The sequence below is a fragment of the Rathayibacter sp. YIM 133350 genome (genome assembly GCF_037404875.1).
In the GTDB taxonomy this organism is placed as follows: domain Bacteria; phylum Actinomycetota; class Actinomycetes; order Actinomycetales; family Microbacteriaceae; genus Orlajensenia.
Genome location: NZ_JBBELO010000014.1, coordinates 1 through 20,938, shown reverse-complemented (window position 1 = coordinate 20,938; position 20,938 = coordinate 1). Strand labels below are relative to the sequence as shown.

Sequence of the window (20,938 nt, the reverse complement as noted above, 5' to 3'; positions counted from 1 at the left end):
CACCGCAATCGGAGCCCCACCCATCAGCAGACTCAACAACCTGCCTGGACATCACAGCTAGCCGCCGATGGCGGCGAGCCAGGCCTTGCGCGCCTGCAGCGCCTCGTTCGCGGCGGCGATGGCCGCGGCATCCTTCGACGCCTTGGCGGCGTCGAGCTCGGCCTCGAGCTTGGCGATGGCGTCGGCCAGCTGGCCGGCGAGGCCCTCGGCGCGCGCCTTCGTCTCGGGATTGTTCTGCTTCCAGTGATCCTCGTCGAGCTTGCGCACGGCGGTCTCGACCTTGCGCAGGCGCTCTTCGACGGTCTTGACGGATTCGCGGGGAACGCGGCCGATCTCATCCCACCGTCGCTGGATGGAGCCGAGCGCCGCGCGCGCCTTGGTGCGGTCGGTCTCGGCCAGCAGCGGCTCGGCCTCGTCGAGAAGCGCGAGCTTGGCGGTGAGGTTGGCCTGGTACTCCTCGCTCTCGTGGGCGTCGACCTCGGCCTTGGCGCCGTAGAGAACGTCGCCGGCCGCCTTGAAACGCGCCCACAGCTGGTCGTCGAGCTTCTTGCCCGCCCGGCCGGCGAGCTTCCACTCCTCGAGCAGGGAACGGTAGGCGGGAACGCCCGCTGCACCCTGCGGGGCGAGCGCCTCGGCCTGCTCGATGAGGCGCTGCTTGCGCGTGCGCACGTCGCGGTGGGCGCTGTCGAGCTCGGCGAAGAACGCCTTGCGGTGGGTCTCGATGATCGCGCGGGCGGCGCGGAAACGCTTCCAGAGGTCGTTGGCGGTGCCCTTGGGAATGCGGGGACCCTCCTGCTGGTGGCGCTGCCAGCGCGCGAACAGGGCGTCGACCTGCGCCGTGGTCTGCTTCCACTGCGTCTTGGCGGGGTCGGCGGCGGCGAGGGCCTCGATCTCCTCGACGATGGCGGTGCGCTCGGCGACGGCGCCCTCCAGGGCCGCCTTCTCCTCGGCGGTCTGCTGCTCCGAGAGCTCGGAGACGGTGCCGCCGAGAGCCTCGAGGCGCTTCGCGAGGGCGGCGAGGTCGCCGACGGCGTTGGCCGTTGCGACGGATGCCGAGAGCGTCGCCACCGTCTTGGCCACGTCGGCAGCCGGGGCGCCGCGCTTGGCGCGCTGCTCGAGGAGCGTCACCTGGCCGGCGAGATCGGTGAACTTGCGCTCGAAGTAGGCGAGCGCCTCGTCGGGGGTGGCGTCGGGGAACTGGCCGACCTCGCGCTCGCCCTCGCCGATGCGCACGAACACCGTGCCCGTCTCGTCGACGCGACCCCAGGGGTGCTGATTCTCAGAAACCACGAATTTCCACCTTGTTGTTGAACGGCGAGCCGCTGGACGCAGCCGAGACGGCCACAGGGCATAAGCCTATTCCACCCGCACGAGGGGGTTCGGTGGTGGCGGGCAGCTTGCTACTGAACCGTTACGGGGCTACTGCACCGTCACAGCCGACATGGTCACGGGAACCGCAGGCGGCCCGTCCTGGCTGCCGTCGGAGGTGCCGGCGCTCGTGATCTGCGTCGTGAGCTGGTCAAGACCCGACGTGATGTGGCCGAGCACGGTGTAGCCGCCCGCGGCATCCGCCGGAATGGTGGTGTCGCCGTAGACGATGAAGAACTGGCTGCCCATGCTGTAGGCGTTGCCGCCCTGCCGTGCCATCGCGATGGTGCCAGCGGGGTAGACGTTGTCTGCCGGGGCGTTCTCCACCGGCCCGTAACTGTAGCCGGGGCCGCCGCTGCCGTCTCCCTTGGGATCCCCGCACTGCAGCACCGAGAAGCCCGGCGAGGTGGTCAGCCGGTGGCAGGTGAGGCCCTCGTAGAAGCCCTTCTTGACCAGGCTCACCGTGGAGGCCACGGCCTGGGGGGCGGCGGCACCGTCGAGCTCGAAGCCGAGCGGTACGCCGTTGAGCGTCATCGAACCCGTCCAGGTGCGCGCCTCGGCGAGGCTCGCGGGCGGAACGTCGCCGGTGTTCTGCCCGGCCGTCGGAGTGGGGGTGGGCGTCGGAGCGGCCGTCGTGGCCGCCGGGGGAGTGCCCGGCCCGCCGGTGAAGTAGGCGAGCTGGGCGCCGACAGCCAGCACGAGCACGACGAGGGCCACGACGCCGGCGATGATGTTGTCGCGCACCCGCCGACGGGCACGGTGCTCATGAACCTTCTGCCTGGCCTGGTACGCACGCAGCCGCTGCCGGGCAGCGCGCGCCTCACGGTCCTGCCGATTGTTCGATGCCACGGTGCTCCTCACGTTGCGAAACAGGGTGAACTCTACGGGGTGGCGCTATGGGCGGCCAAATAGCCCGCCGAGCAGGCGCGAATCGTGTCGCCGGCCGCGATTACGCTGGACTCATGACGGACACGGGCATCGGGCTGCGCACCGGCTCGACGCCGCTCGCCGTTCGGATGCGTCCCCGCAGCCTCGACGAGGTCGCCGGCCAGAAGCACCTGCTCACGCCGGGTTCGCCACTCGTGGCGCTGGCCAGCGACACGACGGGGGAGCGCGGCAACGTCTCCGTCATCCTCTGGGGGCCGCCCGGCACCGGCAAGACGACCCTCGCGCAGGCGATCGCCCACAGTTCCGGCCGCCGGTTCGTCGAACTCTCCGCCGTCTCCGCGGGCGTGCGCGACGTGCGCCAGGTCATGGAGGAGGCGATGTCGACCCGTGACCTCTACGGAATCTCGACGGTGCTCTTCCTCGACGAGATCCACCGGTTCACGAAGGCCCAGCAGGATGCCCTGCTTCCCGGCGTCGAGAACGGCTGGGTGATCCTCGTGGCCGCGACCACCGAGAACCCGTCGTTCTCCGTCATCGCGCCGCTGCTCTCCCGGTCGCTGCTGCTCACCCTGGAACAGCTCAGCGACGAGGACCTCGGCGTGCTCGTGGATCGCGCCGTGAGCGATGACCGCGGGCTCGGCGGCAGGGTCGTGCTCGACGACGACGCCCGCGCCACGATCATCCGGCTGGCCTCCGGCGATGCCCGGCGCGCGCTGACCGCCCTCGAGGCGGCATCCGTCTCCGCTGCCTCCGGAGCCGGCGCCGACGGCGGTGCGCCGCACATCACCGCCGAACTCGTCGCCCTCGCGGTGGACCGGGCCCTTCTGCGCTACGACCGCAACGGCGACGAGCACTACGACGTCATCAGCGCCTTCATCAAGTCGGTGAGGGGCAGCGACGTCGATGCGTCGCTGCACTACCTCGCCCGCATGATCGAGGCCGGGGAGGACCCCCGCTTCATCGCGCGTCGCATCATCGTGCTGGCCTCTGAAGACATCGGCATGGCCGACCCGCAGGCGCTCGTCGTGGCCATCGCCGCTGCCGATGCCGTGCAGTTCATCGGAATGCCGGAGGGGCGTATTCCCCTCGCCCAGGCCGTCGTCCACCTGGCCACGGCGCCGAAGTCCAACGCGGCGTACCTGGCGCTGGATGCGGCGATCGCCGACGTGAAGGCCGGAAAGTTCGGCCGGGTGCCCAAACACCTGCGCGATGCGCACTACCCCGGTGCGAAGCGGCTCGGGCACGGCAAGGGGTACCGCTACCCCCACGACGATCCCATCGGCGTCCTCGAGCAGCAGTACGCGCCGAACGAGTTGCGCGGCGCGCGGTACTACGAACCGACCGAGCACGGCAACGAGCGCGACGTGGCCGCCCGCCTGGCCAAGATCCGCAGGATCGTGCGGGGAGAGAAGGATGCGGGCGCGTGAGCCCGCGGGCTCTCGTGTGTTAGGCTTTCGGAGGCCTTTAGCCTGATTTTCGCGTGCGGCTGCGCGGATCTGCAGGCGAAGGGACGAACGATCTGTAGCCGATCGCATCCCGTGGCCGATCCCTCTGACTTCTGCGGTGCGCTCTCGCGCGCCGCGGCGAACACTTCAGAATCATTTTCGAAAGGAAAACGTGTCTACCAAGACCAGCAAGACGCGTCAGTCGCGTGCACTCGGCATCGCCCTCACCCCGAAGGCGGCCAAGTACCTCGAGAAGCGCCCCTACGCTCCCGGTGAGCACGGCCGTACCAAGCGCAAGCAGGACAGCGACTACGCTGTTCGCCTTCGTGAGAAGCAGCGTCTGCGCGCCCAGTACGGCATCCGCGAGAAGCAGCTGCGCATCGCCTTCAACGAGGCCCGTCGCGCCGATGGCCTGACCGGTGAGAACCTGGTCGAGCTGCTCGAGATGCGCCTGGACGCCCTCGTGCTGCGTGCCGGCTTCGCCCGCACCATCTCACAGGCCCGCCAGTTCGTCGTGCACCGCCACATCCTCGTCGACGGCAAGATCGTCGACCGCCCCTCGTTCCGCGTGAAGCCGGGTCAGCTCGTTCACGTCAAGGAGCGCAGCGAGGGCACCGAGCCCTTCCAGGTGGCAGCGGCCGGCGGTCACGTCGACGTCCTGCCCAAGGTTCCGGCCTACCTCGAGGTCGACCTCGACCGCCTGCACGCCACGCTCGTGCGTCGCCCGAAGCGCGCCGAGGTCCCCGTGACCTGTGAGGTGCAGCTCGTGGTCGAGTACTACGCGGCCCGGTAGTCCACTCCCGCGCACTACGCTGGAAGGCGGACACGTCCGCCATTCGTCCTTCTCGGACGGATGGCCGGCGGGTCCGCCTTTTCGCATTATCACCATCGAGGAGCGAGCAATGAAGAACGTGTTCTGGCTGTTGGTCGGCGTGGCGGCTGGTTTCGTGCTCGCCCATCAGGTGAACAGGTCCCAGCAGGGGCGCGCGTTCTTCGCCGGCATCGACGCCAAGGCACGCGAGTTCGGAGAGGCCGTCAGCGAGGGCTACCGCCAGCGCGAGGCCGAGTTGCGCGACGCTCTCGATGACGCCGGAGACGCGGTCCGCGCCGTCGCCGACTGATCTTCGACGCCCTCCTTTCCTCCCCGCCGCCGGATGCCCGGGAAGATTCCCGCGGCATCCTTCCTCTCAAGTACGGAAACCATGCAGACTGCTGACATCCGCCGGCGCTGGCTCGACTTCTTCGCGGAGCGTGGCCACACCGTGGTGCCCTCCGCGTCGCTCGTGAGCGATGACCCGACACTCCTCTTCACCGTCGCGGGCATGGTGCCGTTCGTGCCGTACCTCACCGGGGTCGTTCCCGCGCCGTATCCGCGGGCAACGAGCGTGCAGAAGTGCATCCGCACGAACGACATCGAAGAGGTCGGCAAAACGCCCCGGCACGGCACCTTCTTCCAGATGAACGGGAACTTCTCGTTCGGCGACTACTTCAAGGAAGGCGCGATCGGGTACGCCTGGGAGCTGCTGACCACCTCGGAGTCCGACGGCGGCTACGGCTTCGACCCGAAGGACCTGTGGGTCACCGTCTACAAGGACGACGACGAGGCCATCGCGCTGTGGAAGAAGATCTCGGGACTGCCCGAGGAGCGCATCCAGCGCCTCGACAAGGACACCAACTACTGGCACACCGGCCAGCCTGGACCGGGCGGCCCCTGCTCGGAGATCTTCTTCGACCGCGGCCCGGAGTACGGCGCGGACGGCGGCCCGGCGACGGATGACGACCGCTACGTCGAGATCTGGAACCTCGTCTTCATGCAGTACCTGCTCGACGACGTGCGCTCGAAGTACGACTTCCGCGTGGTGAGCGAGCTGCCCAAGCGCAACATCGACACCGGCATGGGCCTGGAGCGCGTGGCGTTCCTCAAGCAGGGCGTGCAGAACCTCTACGAGATCGACCAGGTGCGCCCCGTGCTCGACCGGGCTGCGGAGCTCTCGGGCCGCCGTTACGGCGCCGACCACGAGGACGACGTGCGCATGCGCGTGATCGCGGACCACGTGCGCTCCTCGCTCATGCTCATGTCCGACGGGGTCGCGCCCTCCAACGACGGCCGGGGCTACATCCTGCGCCGCCTCATGCGCCGCTCCGTACGGGCCATGCGGCTGCTCGGCGTGGAGGAGGCGACCTTCGGTGAGCTGTTCCCCGCATCCCGCGACGCCATGAAGGCGGCCTACCCCGAGGTCGAGCACGACTTCTCGCGCATCTCGGCACTCGCCAATGCCGAGGAGGAGACCTTCCTGCGCACGCTGACGGCGGGCACCTCGATCCTCGACCTCGCGGTCTCTAAGACCAAGCAGTCGGGCACGCCGCAGCTGGCCGGCGACACCGCCTTCCTGCTGCACGACACCTACGGCTTCCCCATCGAGCTCACGCTCGAGATGGCGGATGAGGCGGGTCTCGCGGTGGACCGTGAGGCGTTCGACTCGCTCATGTCGCAGCAGCGGGCGCGGGCGAAGGCGGATGCGCGCTCGAAGAAGACCGCGCTGGCCGACCTCACCGCGTACAGCCCGTTCCGGGCCCTCGGCGAGACGGTCTTCACCGGCTACACCGAGCTGCAGACCCAGTCGCGCATTCTCGGCCTGCTCATGGACGGCGAGTCCGTTCCGCGCGCCTCCGCAGGGCAGACCGTCGAGGTGATCCTGGGCGAGACCTCACTGTACGCGGAGTCCGGCGGCCAGGCGGCCGACAAGGGCCTCATCGTCGGTCCGGGTTACGAGCTCGAGGTGCTCGACGTGCAGAAGCCCGTGAAGGGCCTCATCAGCCACACCGTGAAGGTGCGCTCGGGCGATGTCGGCGTCGGCGACCCGGCGACGAGCGTCGTCGACGAGGACTACCGTCGCGGGGCGCGCCAGGCGCACTCCGGCACGCACATCATCCACGCCGCGCTGCGGCAGGTGCTCGGCCCCACAGCGCACCAGTCGGGCTCGTTCAACAAGGCCGGCTACCTGCGCCTGGACTTCGGGTGGAACAAGGCGCTCTCGCCCGAGACGCGCAGCGAGATCGAGGAGATCTCGAACAACGCCATCCGCGACAACCTGCAGGTCACGACGCGCGAACTCACCCTCGACGAGGCCAAGTCGCTCGGTGCGATGGCCCTGTTCGGTGAGAAGTACGGCGAGACGGTGCGCATGGTCGACATCGGCGGTCCCTGGTCCCGCGAGCTGTGCGCCGGCACCCACGTGGCCACGAGCGCCGAGATCGGCATGATCAACCTCATCAGCGAATCGAGCGTCGGCTCCACCAACCGAAGGGTCGAGTCGCTCGTCGGCCTCGAGGCCTTCCAGGACCTCGCGGCCGAGCGTGCCATCGTGTCGCAGCTCACGTCGAACCTCAAGACGCCGCGGGAGAAGCTGCCCGAGCGCATCTCCGAGCTCGTGAACAGCCTCAAGGCCGCCGAGAAGAAGATCGCCGCCTACGAGGCGCGCGCGCTGAACGACCGCGTGCCCGCCCTCATCCAGAACGCGACGCGCGTCGGCAACGCTCGCGTCGTGGCCGAGCACGTGGGCGCACTCGGGTCCTCCGACGACCTGCGCGCTCTCGTGACCACGACGCGCCAGCAGCTCGGCGGCGACGCCGCCGTCGTCGCGCTCACGGCCACGGTCGCCGACAAGCCGGTCGTGATCGTGGCCACCAACCAGGCCGCGCGCGACGCGGGTGTGCGTGCCGGGGCTCTCGTTCGCGAGATGGCCGGCGCCCTCGGTGGTCGTGGTGGCGGCAAGGACGACATGGCGCAGGGCGGCGGAACGGATCTCGCAGGCGTCCCGGCTGCGTTGCAGGCGGCCGTCGACGGCGTGCGAGCGGCGTAGCGCATGCGGCCAGGAGTGCGGCTCGGCGTCGATGTCGGCAAGGCCCGCATCGGCGTCGCCCGCTCCGATCCGCACGGGATGCTCGCGACCCCGGTCGAGACCGTTCCGCGTGATGCCGGCGACGCCGGCGTCGACGTGGCGCGCATCGCCATGCTCGCGGCGGAATGGGACGCGGTCGAGGTGATCGTGGGGCTGCCGCTCTCGATGTCGGGAGGGCACACCGCATCCACGGCCGACGCGCAGGCGTTCGCGGCGGCGCTGGACGCGGCCCTCCCGGTTCCCGTGCGGCTCGTCGATGAGCGACTGAGCACCGTGAGCGCCCATTCGGCGTTGCGGGCCGCCGGTCGCAAGACCAAGTCCCACCGTCCGGTCATCGATCAGGTGGCCGCCGTTATCATTGTGCAACATGCGCTGGATGCCGAGCGCTCGACCGGTCGCCCGCCCGGCGTCACCGTCTCCGAAGGACTTTGAGTTTGTCGAATGACACCCGCTCGCGCCATGGCGGCGACAGCGAACCGCGCGACGACGCGCCCGGCGACGGCCTGAACTGGGACGAACTGCTCAGCGGCACGTCGGGGCAGAAGCGCACCCGCGCGGCGGCGACGAGCGAACGGGGCACCTGGCCGACGACGACGCCGAGCCCGGCGCAGCCGGTCGAGCCGCCGGAGCAGGGCCCGGCGGCGCTGCAGCAGGCCGCTCAGCCGCAGCCGCGCAGCCGTCGTGAGGCGCGCGAACTGGCGGCAGCCGGCATCCCGACGCCTGCCTTCGGAACGCCGGCGGTCGAACCCGTCGGCGAGGGTGCGTCGCGTCCCGACGTCGAGGGCATGCCCGCCGAACTCGCCGACGTGCTCGTTCCGACCGGACCCGTCGCCACCCCGAGCACGAGCTCCCGAGCCCAGCGTCGCCAGCGCACTGAGCTCTACCCCGAGCGCGAGCGGCCCCGTCGCTCGGGCGCCGTCGGATGCCTCATCGCGGTGCTCGTGCTCGTCGCCCTCGGCGTCGGCGGCTGGATCGCGCTGCAGGGCCCGATCCAGCAGTTCGCATCGTCGTTGCAGGGCCCCGCAGACTACAGCGGCAACGGAACGGGCTCGGTCACAGTTCAGATCAAGGACGGCGACATCGGCGAAGACGTCGCGAAGACCCTGCACACGGCCGGCGTCACGGCCTCCACCGAGGCGTTCTACAAGCTCCTGCTCGCGCAGAGCCCTGCGCCCGTCTTCCAGCCCGGCACCTACGAGCTGCGCAAGAAGATGAGCGCCGCCTCCGCCCTCGCGGCCCTCGAAGACCCCAAGAGCAAGCTCGAGAACACCGTGCTCGTCCACGAGGGCGATGCCGCTCCGGAGGTCTACCAGCAGACGGCGGATGCGCTGAAGGTTCCGCTCGCCGACGTGCAGGCGGCGGCCGCTGACCCGGCCTCGTTCGGCCTGCCGGCCGAGGCGACGAGCCTGGAGGGGTTCCTGTTCCCGGCCACGTACACCTTCGACCCCGGCACCACGCCCCAGCAGGCGCTGAAGACGATGGTGGACCGCTCGTTCCAGGCACTGGATTCCGCCGGAGTGCCTCCCGAGGCGCGGTGGAAGACCGTCGTCCTCGCCTCGATCGTCCAGCGCGAGGCGGGGTCGGACACGGAGGACTTCGGCAAGGTCGCCCGGGTCTTCCAGAACCGGCTCGACGAGGGCATGCTCCTGCAGTCCGATGCGACGGTGGCCTACGGAACGGGCAACACCGACACCGTGTGGACGACGGATGCCGAGCGTGCCGATGCGGGAAACCCCTACAACACCTACGTGCACGCCGGACTGCCCGTCGGGCCGATCGGAAACCCCGGCGACGTCGCCATCCAGGCCGCCCTGCATCCCACGGAGGGCGACTGGCTGTTCTTCGTTCCGGTGAACCTGGCCACCGGCGAGACCGTCTTCTCGACGACGGAGGCGGAGCACGAGGCCGCCGTGCAGAGGTTGCACGACTGGTGCGCCGAGAGCGCCGAGAACGAGGCGTACTGCCAGTGACGGCGACCCGGCTGGCGGTGCTCGGTTCTCCCATCGAGCACTCCCGATCACCGCAGCTGCACCTCGCCGCCTACCGCCACCTCGGCCTGGACTGGAGCTACGAGCGCATCGAGCTCGGAGAGAGCGCGCTCGGTGATTTCCTCGCGGCCCGCGGCCCCGACTGGCGCGGTCTCTCACTCACGATGCCCCTGAAGGATGAGGCGTTCCGGCTGGCACGCACGCGCGACCGCCTCGCGGCGGCCACCGCATCCGTGAACACCCTGCTGTGGGACGAGCGCCGCGCGGTGCACGGCTTCAACACCGACGTCCCCGGTCTCGTGAACGCCGTGCGCGAGCAGGAGGGCGCCGCACTGCGCGACGTTCTCGTGCTCGGGGCGGGCGCAACGGCGCGCTCGGCCGTCGTGGCCGCGGCGGAACTGGGCGCCGAGGCCGTGCACGTCGCCGTGCGCACCCCGGCGAAGGGCGAGGCGCTGGCACCCCTCGCCGCATCCGTCGGCCTGCGCGTGAGCGTCGGCGCACTCGACGCTCTGCCGGACCGGGCCGACCTCGTCATCAGCACGCTGCCCGGCGGAGTCGAGCTCGCGGCGTCGCCGCCTGTCGACCTGCGCTCCGAGGCCCTGCTGTTCGACGTGGCCTACGCGCCGTGGCCGAGCGCGCTCGCAGAGGCGTGGGAGGCCGCCGGCGGCCGCGCCGTCTCTGGACTCGGGATGCTGCTGCACCAGGCACTCGTGCAGGTGCGGATCTTCGTGGCGGGAGACCCGCTTGCGCCAATGCCCGACGAGGAAGGCGTGCTCGCGGCGATGAGGGCCGCACTGGCGTAACGGCGCCCGGGCCCGTGGAAAGATGGGTTCATGCTGCGTTGGCTCACTGCCGGAGAGTCCCACGGACCCGAACTGGTCGCCATGATCGAGGGTCTGCCCGCCGGCGTTCCCGTCGTCCTCGACGCCATCCGGGCCGACCTCAAGCGGCGCACCCTCGGCTACGGCCGCGGCGCACGCATGAAGTTCGAGCAGGACGAGCTGACCCTCTCGGCCGGCGTTCGCCACGGGCTCACCCTCGGCAGCCCGATCGCCGTGCGCATCGGCAACACGGAGTGGCCCAAGTGGACCGAGGTGATGAGCCCCGAGCCGGTGGATGCGGACGCGCTCGGTCGAGGTCGGGGCGCGGCTCTCACGCGGCCCCGTCCCGGTCACGCCGACCTCGTGGGAATGCAGAAGTACGGCTTCGACGAGGCCCGTCCCGTGCTCGAGCGCGCGAGCGCACGGGAGACCGCCGCACGCGTCGCTCTCGGCGCGATCGCCCGCTCCTTCCTGGGCGAGCTCGGCATCCGGCTGGTCAGTCACACGCTCGCGATCGGGCCAGTGCGCGTGCCGGAGGGCTCGGCACTGCCGACCCCCGACGACGTCGACGCGCTCGACGCCGATCCGTTGCGCTGCTTCGATGCGGCCACGAGTGCGCTCATGGTCGCCGAGGTCGATGACGCCCACAAGGAAGGCGACACCCTCGGCGGAGTCGTCGAGGTGCTCGCCTACGGCGTGCCCCCGGGCCTCGGCTCGTACGCGCACTGGGACCGGCGCCTGGATGCGCAGCTCGCCGCCGCCCTCATGGGCATCCAGGCGATCAAGGGCGTCGAGGTCGGCGACGGGTTCCTCACCACGACGCGGCGCGGATCGCAGGCGCACGACGAACTCGTGCCCGGTGAGGCCGGCATCGGCCGCGAGAGCGATCGCGCAGGCGGCACTGAGGGAGGAATGTCGACGGGAACCGTGCTGCGCGTGCGGGCAGGCATGAAGCCCATCGCGACGGTTCCGCGGGCACTGCGCACCGTGGATGTGGTCTCCGGTGAGGCCGCTACCGCACACCACCAGCGTTCGGATGTCTGCGCCGTGCCCGCTGCCGGAGTCGTCGCCGAAGCGATGGTCGCACTCACGCTCGCCGCCGCCGTGCTCGAGAAGTTCGGGGGAGACAGCGTGGGCGAGACCCGCCGCAACCTCGAGGGCTACCTCGCCGCCATTCCGGCGAACCTCGCCACCGCACGGCAATGATCCGCGGGGGAGCCGCGATGGCGCGGCCGCTGCCCGTCGTCTTCATCGGGCCGATGGCATCCGGAAAGTCGAAGGTGGGGCGCAGGGTGGCCGCGGGCCTCGAGGCGCCGTTCTTCGATACCGACAAGGTCGTGGCACGCGAGCACGGCGCCATCCGCGACATCTTCGAGCGGCAGGGGGAGCCGGCCTTCCGCCTGCTCGAGCGCCAGGCGGTGGCGCACGCCCTCAGCCAGCCGGCGGTCGTCTCGCTCGGCGGTGGTGCCGTGCTGCACCCCGACACCCGGTCCGACCTGAGGGAGGCAAGCGTCGTGCTCCTGACCGTGAGCCCCGAGGCCGTCGCCAAGCGCATCGGCGGCGGTGGCCGTCCCCTGCTCGCCGACGGCGGCATCGAGGCGTGGCAGCGCATCTACGCCGAGCGCGAGCCGATCTACCGCGAGCTCGCCGACGTGAGCTTCGACACCTCTACCCGCCCGCTGGGCGAGATCGTCGACGACGTGATCGCCTGGGTGAAAGGCACAGCATGAGCGACACCGACACCGTCATCTCCGTCCCCGGAGCATTTCCCTACGACATCGTCATCGGCAACGGCGTGGCCGCACGCCTTCCCGAGGCGCTCGGCTCGGGCGTGAAGAAGGTGCTCATCGTGCACGCTCCCACGCTCGGCGCGAAGGCGGCGGCGTTGCGCGAGAGCCTGCAGGATCGCTTCGAGGTGCTGCTGGCCGAGGTTCCCGACGCCGAGGCCGCCAAGCGCGTCGAGGTCGCCGCCTTCTGCTGGCAGGTCATGGGCCAGGCCGACTTCACCCGGTCGGATGCGGTCATCGGCTTCGGCGGAGGGGCCATCACCGACCTGGCCGGCTTCGTCGCCGCCACCTGGCTGCGCGGCGTGCGGCTCGTGCAGGTGCCCACCTCGGTCGCCGGCATGGTCGACGCGGCCATCGGCGGCAAGACCGGCATCAACACGACGGAGGGCAAGAACCTCGTCGGGGCGTTCTACGCTCCGGCGGCCGTGCTGTGCGACCTCGACACCCTCGACACGCTGCCCCGCAACGAGATCCTGGCCGGCTTCGCCGAGATCGTGAAGGCGGGCTTCATCGAATCGCCCGAGATCCTCGACATCATCGAGGCCGACGTCGATGCCGTGACCGATCCCACGACGCCGCAGTTCCGGCGCGTGCTCGAACTGGCCGTGGCCATGAAGGCGCGCGTCGTGGGCGAGGACTTCACCGAGCAGGGCCTGCGCGAGATCCTCAACTACGGCCACACCCTCGGCCACGCCATCGAGCACGCCGAGCGCTACCAGTGGCGCCATGGCGCGGCCGTGGCCGTCGGAATGGTCTTCGCCGCAGAACTGGCCCGGCTGTCCGGTCGCCTCTCGGATGCGGTCGTCGACCGTCACCGCAGCATCCTGACCTCGCTCAGCCTGCCGACGGAGTACCCCGTCGGACGCTGGAACACCCTGCTCGCGACGATGCAGCGCGACAAGAAGGCGCGGGGCGGCATGCTGCGCTTCATCGTGCTCGACGACCTCGCCCGGCCCACGGTGCTGCAGGCGCCCGAGACCGCTCTGCTGTTCGCGGCCTACCAGGAGATCGGAAGCTAGCCCCCGGTCACGAGTGGGAGGGCCGGATCGGCGCTCCACTCCTCGAGGGAGCCGTCGTAGACCCGAACGCTACGGATGCCGGCGTGCGCGAGGGCGAGCGCGTTGGCCGTCGCCGAGATGCCTCCGCCGCAGTACAGCAGGAGCTCGGAGCCGAGGTCGGCTCCGGCGTCGACATGACGCGCACGCACCGTTGCGGGCGGAAGCACGCGCCCGCCCGCATCGAACAGGCTGCGTGCCGGAACGTTCACGCTCTCGGGAATGTGCCCACGGCGTGCGTAACGGGTCGGTTCCGTCCCCGCGAACGCGGTCGCGCTGAGCCCGCAGACCAACCGACCGGGCAGGGCGCGCGACGCGTGCTCGATCTCCTCGCGGTCCACCCACGCCGTGCGAACCGTGCCGGCCACCCATGGCTCGGCCGGCACAGGACTCGGTGCCGCATCAGCTCCAGCGACCACGGGAAGGCCCTCCTCCTCCCACGCGCGCAGTCCGCCGTCGAGAACGCTCACGTCGACGCCGATCCAGTCCAGGAGGTACCAGAGCCGCGCCGCCCAGAGCGTGCCGACGGTGTCGTAGACGACGGCGCGGGTGTGGCGGCCGATCCCGAGTGCGGCCAAGCGGTCCGCGATGCCCTGCGGCTGCTCGTGATGGTCGTGGGTCGCATGCGGTGCGGAGAACTCGGTGTCGATGGCCACGTGACGTGAACCCGGGATGTGCCCGGCGAGCCAGCGGCCGCGTCCGCTCTCGGCACGGAAGTCGCCGTCGAACCGCGGCTTGTGCAGTACGAGCGTCGCGTCGAGTACGACCGGAGGCGGCTCCGCGGCGAGCAGAGCGGCCAGCCCGGCCGCGTCGATGAACGCCGGTGCGCTCATGCCGCTCTGGCCTCGGTGAGCGCGGTCGCGGCGAGCGCACGGCGCCAGCTCACGGCGTCGCGCAGGAGGCCGTGCTCCTGCATCCACTCGGCGTAGGGGTCCATCGCCTCCGCACGGATCTCGCCCCAGCTGCCGCCGTGGTACCAGGTGGGCGCGATCGCGGCGAGCGAGCGGGCCAGCACGTCGCGGCCGAAATACGGGGTGATGCTCGAGAACAGGTCGGTCGTCGCCTCCTGGTGCTCCGCCGCGCGCGCGAAACCGCGTTCCGTCACGGCAAGGAAGGCGTCGAGAACGTCCACGGGCAGCGCAGCTGCGCTGCGACCGCCGCCGAGGAGGTAGCTGTGATAGCCGATGCCGAGCTCCTCGTCGACGCGCCAGACGCGCTCGGGCACATCCGGCCGTTCGCTCAGCAGGATGTCCCACGCCCAGTAGGAGCCGAAGGTCGCATCGGCGACGCCGGCCAGCAGATCCTCGGCGGTCAGCTCGCGCGCTCCGGCATCCACAAGCTCGACCCGGTCCAAGTCGCCGCCGGCGCGCCCGACCAGGTCGCGCACGATGGCGAGCCCGCGGGGCGTCGGGTTGAGGGCGAGACGGCGCCCCTCGAGATCGGCCAGACTCCGGATGCCGCTCTGCTCGAGGGTGCGCACGGTCTCGAGGCCGCGCTGGTTGATCGCGCTGAGGGCGTGCAGCGGTTCACCGCGCTCCGCCCGCACGAGAAGACGGTTGGTCGGGAAGACCGCGAGGTCGGCGTGCCCGCGCACCACGTGCTCGAGGCTGTCGCCGATGCCGGGATCCACCGTGCGGATCTGCAGGTCGATGCCCTGCTCGGCGTACCAGCCGGCCTCCCGCGCGACATAGAAGCCTGCCGAGTTCGGCCACGGGTGGAAGTACTCGAGGACGAGGGTGAGGGGGATGGTCATGGGGTCCTTCCGGTCGCCGTGAGGTGGAATCCGTCGGTCCTCGGCACGGCGACGACGTCGGCGAGGGAGTGGGGATCGTTGGCGGCGAGGAAGGCCTCCTCCTGCGCGGCCCAGCGGTCCCAGTGGGGTGCGTAGGTGTCGCCGTCGCGAGCGAGGGCGCGCGCCTTGCGGTCGGCATCCGGGCTCTCGACCCAGATGGCCACGTCTGCGAGCGCGCGATTCGCGATCGTGAGGGAGCCGACGCCCTCGACGAGAAGCGGGCGATCCGGATCGACCGGATGCCGCCCCGCGGGGCTGTCGCTCGTCCAGTCCCACTCCTGCCACGAGGCCGTGCGCCCGAGCGAGCGGGGCTCGAGCACGTCGGTGCGCAGGTGCTCGCTCGCCCGGGCGAGGCCGTCCCAGCCCGGGTAGATGGAGTCGAGCCGCACGAGCACCGCCTCGGGCCATGCCTCGGCGAGCAAGCTGGCGAAGGTGCTCTTGCCCGAGCCCGAGCGGCCGTCGACGAGCACGGTACGGGCGCCCCCGGCCCTCAGATCGCCCACGAGGTCAACGAGCTCCAATGAAGTTCCAGCTTCCCGTGGCGATGGCCACGCCGATGGCGATCGCGCTGATGAGGACGCCGATGCTCACGAGAACGGCGTCCGGAGCCCCGAGCGTCGACTCCCGCGCCCACGTGCGCGTCGGGTAGGCGCCGAACCCGCGTGCCTCCATGGCGGTGGCGAGCTTGGCGCCGCGGCGCACGGCGAAGACGAGCAGTGCGAACGCCTGCCCGGCCCAGCGGCGCACCCGCCCGTGATCGGCGACTCCGCGGGCGCGGCGCGCGTAGCCGAGGTACCTCCAGTCCTGGCCGAGCAGGCCGAGAAGCCGGAAGCCGGCGAGGGCGCCGAGCACGAAGCGGGCGGGCAGCCGGAGGATCTGGGCGAGCCCGTCTGCCAGCTCGGTGGGGTCGACCGCCGTGAACAGCATGATCGAAGGCAACGCGATCGCGAGCACCCGCAGGAAGGTCGCCAGGGCGAGTTGGATCGAGCCGTCGCTGATCTGGATGAGCAGGAACGAGAAGTGGACGCGTCCGCTCGTGGCCCCGTACAGCAGGATCGTGAGCGCCGTGAAGGCCGCCGCGATCACGACAGGCAGGCTTCGTGTGAAGAACGAGCGCAGCGGGATGCCGGTGCTCAGGAGCACGAGGAGCTCGAGCGCGAGGGCGACCAGGCCCGAGACCCAGTCGATGCTGAAGACCAGGGCGACGGCGATGAGGAGGGCCGTGATCAGCCGCGCGACCGGGTTCGCTCGGGCGACGTCGAGGCGCAGCGCGGTCATGGAGTCACCTCCGCGAGGGAGGGCTCGGGCTGCCACGCCGGCAGCTCTAGCACGTCGTCGGCGAGCAGCGACGCGAAGTCCTCGTCGTGGCTGACCGCGACGACGGCCGTGCCGGCGTCGACGATCTCGGCGATGAGCTTCACGAGCTCCTCCCAGGTGCGCCGGTCCTGCCCGAAGGTCGGCTCGTCGAGGATGATCAGCTCGGGTTGCGTGGCCAGCACGGTGGCGACGGACAGCCGGCGTTTCTCACCGCCCGACAGGGTGTACGGGTTGGCATCCGCCAGCCGGTCGAGCCGCAGGCGTGCGAGCAACTCGTCGGTGAGAGCGTTCGTGGTCTGGGCATCACGCTTGAGCGCCCGCGGTCCGATGGCGAGTTCTTCGCGGACGGATGCCGCCAGGAACTGGTGCTCGGGATCCTGGAAGACGCTGCCGATGCGCGTGAGCAACTCCTTCGACCGCCAGCGGAGGGGCTCGAGCCGGCGCTTGTCGGGAGCGAAATCGGCGGCCGCCTCGAGGCGACCGCCGCCGGGAGCAAGGAGCCCGCCCAGGGTCAGCGCGAGCGTGGACTTGCCCGCGCCGTTGGGTCCTACGACGGCGGTGGTGCGTCCACGGCGGATGCCGACGTCGATCGTGGCGCCCACCTGTGCGCCCGGGCGGCCGACGGAGAGCCCTGTGGCGGTCAGGAGGGTGCTCGTGTCGGTGCTCCGGTCGCGCTCGAGCCGCGGCAGCGGTGCGCCGGGAACCCAGACGCCTGCTGCCAGCAGCTGTTCCCGCTGGCGCTCGATGACCCGCGCCGGGTCGCCGTCGCCGAGAACACCGGAGCGGTCCATCACGAGAACGCGGTCGACGACGGGCAGCCAGATCTCGGTGCGGTGCTCGATGACGAGGAGCGTTGCGCCCGTCTCTGCGGCGACCCCGGCAATTGCATCCCGTACCTCGCAGACGCCGGCGGGGTCGAGGTTGGCGGTGGGCTCGTCGAGCAGGATCAGCCCCGGGTTCATCGCGAGAACGCCGGCGAGGGCCAGTCGCTGCTTCTGGCCCCCCGAGAGCTCCTCGGTGCCGGAGCGCAGGGGAGCGACGAGACCGACCTGGGCGAGCGCACGCGTGACGCGCTGCCAGATCTCGCTGCGGGGAACGCGCAGGTTCTCCATGCCGAATGCCACGTCGTCGCCGACGCGGGAGAGGATCACCTGCGCGTCGGGGTCTTGCAGCACCATGCCGACGCGATCGCGTCGACGGCTCGGCCGCCCGCCGTCGACCAGCAGGCGGCCGTGCTCGTCGCCGTCCTCACTGCCGCCGAGAACTCCGGCGAGCCCGTGCAGCAGCGTCGACTTGCCGGCACCGGACGGACCGAGCAGCAGCACCCGCTCGCCGGGTTCGATGGTGAGGTCGAGATCACGCACGGCCCAGTCGGAGCGGCCGGCGTGGCGCCACGACCAGCCCTCGGCGCGAACCGCGGCGCCGCCGCGGGGTGGAGCATCCGTCATCGTCAGGCCTTGCGCGCGCGGGCCTCGCGACCGGAGGAGAACCGGCTGAGCGCTCCGGTGCGCGCGAGCCCGCGCACCACCAGCCACGACAGCAGGCCGGCGATGACGATGCCCGACACGATGGCCGCGACGATGTAGATGATCGAGAACGCCGAGCCGGAGCCGGGGTACCAGAGGATGAGGTCGTTGATGGCGAGGGCCAGGCCGCTCACGGCCCCCGCGAGCAGTGCGACGGGCAGGTTCCAGCGGCGGTAGAGGAAGACGGCGAAGACCAGCTCGGCGCCGAGGCCCTGCACGAGCCCGGACTCGAGGGTGAGCGGACCCCACTGATTGCCCACAAGCGCCGAGACCGCCGCCGCGACGAGCTCACCGAACAGGGCCGCACCCGGCTTGCGGATGACGAGGGCGACGAGCACGCCGGCGAAGAGCCAGCCGCCACCCACGAGCGCCTGCAGGCCGGGCAGCAGCACCGTGAGCGGCGCGCTGATCGGGTTCGAGACGATGTTCCAGAGCACGAAGACGAGCCCCGCCGCGACGCCGAGCACGCTCGCGACGACGATGTCGATGACGCGCCAGCGGTACGACGGACGGCGCCTCTCGGCCTCGGGCGCGGTCGTGGGGTCATCGGCCGTCGTGGCGGTGTCGGCGTCGACGGCGTTGTGCTGGCTCATGCTGGGCTCCTCGGCAGGTGACCGCGTGTTGCGGACTTCGACAACTATGCAGTCTTGCGGAGCACCGGTGTGCGAGTGTTGCCGAAGATGTACTTTCCGTATACATCCGAGCGGCATCCGTACACCGGTCGGCACAGGACGGACGACCAGCCGAGGAGACCCATGTCACGAGCGCCTCTCCACGTGCAGCTGCGCGCCGACCTGTTGGCGGGCCGATTCCCCTGGGGCGAACCCCTCGTGGAGGGCCGGCTCACCGAGCTCTACGACGTCTCGCGCACGCCCGTCCGCGAGGCCCTCAGCCGGCTCGAACAGGAGGGGCTGATCGTGCGCTCGTTGCGCGGCTACCGCATCCAGTCGGGCACGCCCGAAGACGTGATCGACATCTACGACGTTCGCATCGCCCTCGAGCAGGCCGCTGCGGAGGCTGCGGCGGTGAGGCGCACCGACCTGCAGCTGGCCGAGCTCACCCAGCTGCAGCGCGAGGCAGAGCAGGAGCAGAACCCCGTCGCGGCCCGGCACTTGCACGCGCGCTGGCACGAATCTCTCTGGGCGGCGTCGGAGAACACGACCCTCATCACGGTGCTGCAGGGACTCATCGTTCGCCTGCGCATCTTCGACCAGGACTCGATGCACAGACAGGACGTTCACGAGAGCATGCTCGAGCACGCCGCGGTTCTCGAGGGGCTCCGCGTGCGGGATGCGGAGCTCGCCCGCTCCGCCATCGCCGCCCACCTTCAGCGCACCAAGGGCGAACGCCTCGAGACCTTCGCCCGCCGCCGGCTGCGTGGCCCCGGGAATTGAGCGTCGGACCTGCTGGGCGCCTTCCGTACGCCCTAGGCTCGAACCATCATGACGACGATCCTCGTTCTCAACGGCCCCAACCTCTCGCGCCTCGGTGCGCGCGAGCCTGACGTGTACGGCTCGGCGACCCTCGACGACCTGCGTTCGCTGCTGGAATCCGCCGTCGACGGCGAGCGGATCCGGGTCGAGGTGCGCCAGAGCGACGACGAGTCAGAGCTCGTGCGCTGGCTGCACAGCGCGGTCGACTTCCACTCGCCGGTCATCCTCAATCCGGCGGCGTTCACCCACTACAGCTATGCGCTGCGGGATGCGGTGGCGATGGTGACGAAGGCCGGGCTCCCGCTCATCGAGGTGCACCTCTCCAACCCGCACGCGCGGGAGACGTTCCGGCACACGAGCGTGATCAGCGGCGTGGCGACCGGGGTCATCGCCGGTCTCGGCTTCGACTCCTACCGTCTCGCACTCGATCACATCCTCCGCGGCCTGGACTGACGGCCACGGGCTGATTCGGCACAGGCTGATTCGGCTGTGGCAGGAGCCGCCGGGTAGACTGGTTCGTCGGCCCGCGCTTCGCAGCGCCCGCGGCCTCGCATCTTCCACGACCGAAACGGATCACATCTGCCATGGCATCTACCGCTGACATCAAGAACGGCGTCGTCCTCTCGATCGACGGCCAGCTCTGGAACGTGATCGAGTTCCAGCACGTCAAGCCGGGCAAGGGCGGTGCCTTCGTGCGCACCAAGCTCAAGAACGTCGTGACCGGCAAGGTCGTGGACCGCACGTACAACGCGGGCGCGAAGATCGAGATCGAGAACGTGGATCGCCGCGACTTCACCTACCTGTACAGCGACGGCGACGCGTTCGTCTTCATGGACACCGCCGACTACGACCAGATCAACGTTCCCGCCGCGGTCGTGGGCGACTCGAAGAACTTCCTGCTGGAGAACCAGTCTGTCACGATCGCCATGAACAACGGCAACCCGCTCTACGTCGACCTTCCCGCATCCGTCATCCTCGAGATCACCTACACCGAGCCGGGCCTTCAGGGCGACCGCTCGACCGGCGGCACCAAGCCCGCCACCGTCGAGACCGGCTACGAGATCCAGGTGCCGCTCTTCCTCGAGACCGGAACCAAGGTCAAAGTCGACACCCGCACGGGCGACTATCTCGGCCGCGTCAACTAGTGAGCGCACGAACCAAGGCGCGCAAGCGCGCGCTCGACATCCTCTACGTCGCAGACATGCGGCAGATCAGCGTGCCGCAGGCGCTCGCCGCCGAGGCGGAGCGCGCGGCGAGCGAGCCCGAGCGCGAGACGAGTTGGCTCTACGCGCGGGAGATCGTGGACGGCGTCGTCGACCACCAGGCCGAGATCGACGAGCTCATCGAGACCTACGCGCAGGGCTGGACCCTCAAGCGCATGCCGGCGATCGACCGTGCCCTGCTGCGCATCGGCATCTGGGAGATCGTCTACAACGAGCACGTTCCCGACGCCGTGGCGATCTCCGAGGCCGTCGAGGCAGCAACGGTGCTGTCGACGGATGACTCGGCCGGCTTCGTCAACGGCCTGCTGGCCAAGATCGCCCAGGTCAAGGCGTAGCGCGTAGCCGCTCGTCGCGGCGGCTGAGGGTGGCGTGGCGTTGGATGGTGTCGAGTTT

22 protein-coding genes are annotated in these 20,938 nt (G+C 70.4%); 14 read left to right on the top strand and 8 right to left on the bottom strand.

The window, feature by feature from the left end; all coding sequences use genetic code 11:
* Nucleotides 1-57: 57 nt before the first annotated feature.
* Together WDJ51_RS03315 and WDJ51_RS03310 are read right to left on the bottom strand one after the other, a co-directional pair.
* Nucleotides 58-1,290, bottom strand: a complete 1,233-nt coding sequence (locus WDJ51_RS03315; protein ID WP_337851011.1) for a DUF349 domain-containing protein — start codon at nt 1,288-1,290, stop codon at nt 58-60.
* A gap of 129 nt (nt 1,291-1,419) precedes the next feature.
* The gene (locus WDJ51_RS03310) at nt 1,420-2,217 is read right to left on the bottom strand and encodes a peptidylprolyl isomerase (RefSeq protein ID WP_337851010.1); all 798 of its coding nucleotides are present in this window, start codon (nt 2,215-2,217) and stop codon (nt 1,420-1,422) included.
* Between the two features lie 113 nt (nt 2,218-2,330).
* Between WDJ51_RS03310 and WDJ51_RS03305 the strand changes: the two genes are divergently transcribed.
* The 10 genes from WDJ51_RS03305 to aroB all read left to right on the top strand — a co-directional run bounded on the left by WDJ51_RS03305 (nt 2,331) and on the right by aroB (nt 13,218).
* A complete protein-coding gene (locus tag WDJ51_RS03305; protein WP_337851009.1) occupies nt 2,331-3,683 on the top strand; it encodes a replication-associated recombination protein A in 1,353 nt (450 codons plus the stop codon).
* A gap of 190 nt (nt 3,684-3,873) precedes the next feature.
* Nucleotides 3,874-4,494 carry a 30S ribosomal protein S4 gene (rpsD, locus tag WDJ51_RS03300; protein ID WP_337851008.1) on the top strand — a complete coding sequence of 207 codons (621 nt, stop codon included), beginning with the start codon at nt 3,874-3,876 and terminating at the stop codon, nt 4,492-4,494.
* A 109-nt stretch (nt 4,495-4,603) separates the two neighbouring features.
* Complete coding sequence (locus WDJ51_RS03295) at nt 4,604-4,822, top strand: hypothetical protein (protein WP_337851007.1); 219 nt, start codon at nt 4,604-4,606, stop codon at nt 4,820-4,822.
* 81 nt (nt 4,823-4,903) lie between these two features.
* The gene (gene alaS / locus WDJ51_RS03290) at nt 4,904-7,564 is read left to right on the top strand and encodes an alanine--tRNA ligase (RefSeq protein WP_337851006.1); all 2,661 of its coding nucleotides are present in this window, start codon (nt 4,904-4,906) and stop codon (nt 7,562-7,564) included.
* 3 nt (nt 7,565-7,567) lie between these two features.
* The gene (ruvX, locus tag WDJ51_RS03285; RefSeq protein WP_337851005.1) at nt 7,568-8,035 is read left to right on the top strand and encodes a Holliday junction resolvase RuvX; all 468 of its coding nucleotides are present in this window, start codon (nt 7,568-7,570) and stop codon (nt 8,033-8,035) included.
* A 2-nt stretch (nt 8,036-8,037) separates the two neighbouring features.
* Nucleotides 8,038-9,573 carry an endolytic transglycosylase MltG gene (gene mltG, locus WDJ51_RS03280; protein ID WP_337851004.1) on the top strand — a complete coding sequence of 512 codons (1,536 nt, stop codon included), beginning with the start codon at nt 8,038-8,040 and terminating at the stop codon, nt 9,571-9,573.
* Nucleotides 9,570-10,394 (top strand): shikimate dehydrogenase, encoded by an 825-nt coding sequence (locus WDJ51_RS03275; protein WP_337851003.1) that lies wholly within the window; start codon nt 9,570-9,572, stop codon nt 10,392-10,394. Before mltG ends, WDJ51_RS03275 begins: the two co-directional genes overlap by 4 nt.
* 30 nt (nt 10,395-10,424) lie before the next feature.
* Nucleotides 10,425-11,618 carry a chorismate synthase gene (gene aroC, locus WDJ51_RS03270; protein WP_337851002.1) on the top strand — a complete coding sequence of 398 codons (1,194 nt, stop codon included), beginning with the start codon at nt 10,425-10,427 and terminating at the stop codon, nt 11,616-11,618.
* 17 nt (nt 11,619-11,635) lie between these two features.
* Complete coding sequence (locus tag WDJ51_RS03265; protein ID WP_337851001.1) at nt 11,636-12,142, top strand: shikimate kinase; 507 nt, start codon at nt 11,636-11,638, stop codon at nt 12,140-12,142.
* Nucleotides 12,139-13,218, top strand: coding sequence for a 3-dehydroquinate synthase (gene aroB, locus WDJ51_RS03260; protein WP_337851000.1), 1,080 nt, complete (start codon nt 12,139-12,141; stop codon nt 13,216-13,218). Before WDJ51_RS03265 ends, aroB begins: the two co-directional genes overlap by 4 nt.
* Here aroB and WDJ51_RS03255 read toward each other — a convergent pair.
* The 6 genes from WDJ51_RS03255 to WDJ51_RS03230 are packed head-to-tail and all read right to left on the bottom strand — an operon-like array spanning nt 13,215 to nt 18,482.
* Nucleotides 13,215-14,087, bottom strand: coding sequence for a sulfurtransferase (locus WDJ51_RS03255; RefSeq protein ID WP_337850999.1), 873 nt, complete (start codon nt 14,085-14,087; stop codon nt 13,215-13,217). The genes aroB and WDJ51_RS03255 overlap by 4 nt on opposite strands.
* Complete coding sequence (locus tag WDJ51_RS03250) at nt 14,084-15,007, bottom strand: ABC transporter substrate-binding protein (protein WP_337850998.1); 924 nt, start codon at nt 15,005-15,007, stop codon at nt 14,084-14,086. Before WDJ51_RS03250 ends, WDJ51_RS03255 begins: the two co-directional genes overlap by 4 nt.
* Nucleotides 15,004-15,567, bottom strand: coding sequence for a hypothetical protein (locus WDJ51_RS03245; protein ID WP_337850997.1), 564 nt, complete (start codon nt 15,565-15,567; stop codon nt 15,004-15,006). Before WDJ51_RS03245 ends, WDJ51_RS03250 begins: the two co-directional genes overlap by 4 nt.
* A complete protein-coding gene (locus tag WDJ51_RS03240; RefSeq protein WP_337850996.1) occupies nt 15,554-16,324 on the bottom strand; it encodes an energy-coupling factor transporter transmembrane component T family protein in 771 nt (256 codons plus the stop codon). Before WDJ51_RS03240 ends, WDJ51_RS03245 begins: the two co-directional genes overlap by 14 nt.
* Nucleotides 16,321-17,811 (bottom strand): ABC transporter ATP-binding protein, encoded by a 1,491-nt coding sequence (locus WDJ51_RS03235; RefSeq protein WP_337850995.1) that lies wholly within the window; start codon nt 17,809-17,811, stop codon nt 16,321-16,323. Before WDJ51_RS03235 ends, WDJ51_RS03240 begins: the two co-directional genes overlap by 4 nt.
* A 2-nt stretch (nt 17,812-17,813) precedes the next feature.
* On the bottom strand, nt 17,814-18,482 hold the full coding sequence (locus tag WDJ51_RS03230; RefSeq protein ID WP_337850994.1) for an ECF transporter S component: 669 nt from the start codon (nt 18,480-18,482) through the stop codon (nt 17,814-17,816).
* A gap of 162 nt (nt 18,483-18,644) precedes the next feature.
* Here WDJ51_RS03230 and WDJ51_RS03225 point away from each other — a divergent pair, with 162 nt between their 5' ends.
* The 4 genes from WDJ51_RS03225 to nusB all read left to right on the top strand — a co-directional run bounded on the left by WDJ51_RS03225 (nt 18,645) and on the right by nusB (nt 20,880).
* Nucleotides 18,645-19,283: a GntR family transcriptional regulator gene (locus WDJ51_RS03225; RefSeq protein ID WP_337850993.1), complete on the top strand. Its 639-nt coding sequence runs from the start codon at nt 18,645-18,647 to the stop codon at nt 19,281-19,283.
* 48 nt (nt 19,284-19,331) lie between these two features.
* A complete protein-coding gene (gene aroQ / locus WDJ51_RS03220) occupies nt 19,332-19,775 on the top strand; it encodes a type II 3-dehydroquinate dehydratase (protein ID WP_337850992.1) in 444 nt (147 codons plus the stop codon).
* Nucleotides 19,776-19,906: 131 nt separating this feature from the next.
* Complete coding sequence (gene efp, locus WDJ51_RS03215; RefSeq protein ID WP_337850991.1) at nt 19,907-20,467, top strand: elongation factor P; 561 nt, start codon at nt 19,907-19,909, stop codon at nt 20,465-20,467.
* On the top strand, nt 20,467-20,880 hold the full coding sequence (gene nusB, locus WDJ51_RS03210; protein WP_337850990.1) for a transcription antitermination factor NusB: 414 nt from the start codon (nt 20,467-20,469) through the stop codon (nt 20,878-20,880). The genes efp and nusB overlap by 1 nt, the downstream gene beginning before the upstream one ends.
* Nucleotides 20,881-20,938: the final 58 nt, after the last annotated feature.

Bases quoted from the DNA above. Each gene is read 5' to 3' on its own strand.
- WDJ51_RS03305 (WP_337851009.1), top strand. From the start codon at position 2,331: ATGACGGACACGGGCATCGGGCTGCGCACCGGCTCGACGCCGCTCGCC.
- WDJ51_RS03295 (WP_337851007.1), top strand. From the start codon at position 4,604: ATGAAGAACGTGTTCTGGCTGTTGGTCGGCGTGGCGGCTGGTTTCGTG.
- alaS (WP_337851006.1), top strand. From the start codon at position 4,904: ATGCAGACTGCTGACATCCGCCGGCGCTGGCTCGACTTCTTCGCGGAG.
- ruvX (WP_337851005.1), top strand. From the start codon at position 7,568: ATGCGGCCAGGAGTGCGGCTCGGCGTCGATGTCGGCAAGGCCCGCATC.
- aroC (WP_337851002.1), top strand. From the start codon at position 10,425: ATGCTGCGTTGGCTCACTGCCGGAGAGTCCCACGGACCCGAACTGGTC.
- WDJ51_RS03265 (WP_337851001.1), top strand. From the start codon at position 11,636: ATGGCGCGGCCGCTGCCCGTCGTCTTCATCGGGCCGATGGCATCCGGA.
- aroB (WP_337851000.1), top strand. From the start codon at position 12,139: ATGAGCGACACCGACACCGTCATCTCCGTCCCCGGAGCATTTCCCTAC.
- WDJ51_RS03255 (WP_337850999.1), bottom strand. From the start codon at position 14,087: ATGAGCGCACCGGCGTTCATCGACGCGGCCGGGCTGGCCGCTCTGCTC.
- WDJ51_RS03250 (WP_337850998.1), bottom strand. From the start codon at position 15,007: ATGACCATCCCCCTCACCCTCGTCCTCGAGTACTTCCACCCGTGGCCG.
- WDJ51_RS03240 (WP_337850996.1), bottom strand. From the start codon at position 16,324: ATGACCGCGCTGCGCCTCGACGTCGCCCGAGCGAACCCGGTCGCGCGG.
- WDJ51_RS03235 (WP_337850995.1), bottom strand. From the start codon at position 17,811: ATGACGGATGCTCCACCCCGCGGCGGCGCCGCGGTTCGCGCCGAGGGC.
- WDJ51_RS03230 (WP_337850994.1), bottom strand. From the start codon at position 18,482: ATGAGCCAGCACAACGCCGTCGACGCCGACACCGCCACGACGGCCGAT.
- WDJ51_RS03225 (WP_337850993.1), top strand. From the start codon at position 18,645: ATGTCACGAGCGCCTCTCCACGTGCAGCTGCGCGCCGACCTGTTGGCG.
- aroQ (WP_337850992.1), top strand. From the start codon at position 19,332: ATGACGACGATCCTCGTTCTCAACGGCCCCAACCTCTCGCGCCTCGGT.
- efp (WP_337850991.1), top strand. From the start codon at position 19,907: ATGGCATCTACCGCTGACATCAAGAACGGCGTCGTCCTCTCGATCGAC.